This window comes from Pseudonocardia xishanensis (assembly GCF_039541715.1).
GTDB classification, from domain to species: Bacteria; Actinomycetota; Actinomycetes; order Mycobacteriales; family Pseudonocardiaceae; genus Pseudonocardia; species Pseudonocardia xishanensis.
Genome location: NZ_BAABGT010000126.1, coordinates 1 through 556 on the forward strand (window position 1 = coordinate 1; position 556 = coordinate 556).

The following is a 556-nucleotide window of genomic DNA, read 5'->3' on the forward strand; positions in this document are numbered from 1 at the left end:
GGCCGGCGAGGTACTTGCCGCAGCCCTCGAGCACGTGTGGAGCGGAGGTGATGTGCTGGGTGCCGGCATGCACGTCGCGGAAGTACTGCTGCAGTGGCCCGGTGCGAAGTGCGGCGGTACCGGCGGTCTTGTAGACCTCGACGCTGATGGCCTCCGCTGTCCACGTGGTGTTGTGCAGCGCCAGTCGCACGTTGGTGCGCTGGTCGTCGTCGAGCACACCGCCGTTGCGGAGTGTCTGTCCGGCGTCGCGCCACACCTCGTGGACGTAGGCGCGGGCGGCCCGGTACTTGGCCTCCAGCTCGCCGTAGACGGCGTGGAATCGGGGGTTCTCGGCCATCGAGCCTGCTCGGCCCGCCTTGGCCCGGGCCTGCCCGGCCAGCTCGTCGAGCATGCGGCGGGCCACCCCGAGCGCCCAGCCGGAGTGTCCGATGAGCGCCAGGTGCATGATGCCCAGCTTGAAGATCCAACCGCCGCGCAGCGGGGTCTCGGTCGGTCCTTCGTGGGTGAAGGCCTCCGGCACATGCGCGTCGCGGATCGTGTAGTCGATGCTCCCGGT

Annotated in this window: 1 protein-coding gene; it reads right to left on the reverse strand. The window is 70.0% G+C overall.

Features of this window, described 5'->3' with window-relative positions; genetic code table 11:
- On the reverse strand, window positions 1–556 hold a 556-nt coding region (locus tag ABD993_RS36425; protein ID WP_486362902.1), incomplete at both ends, for an acyl-CoA dehydrogenase family protein.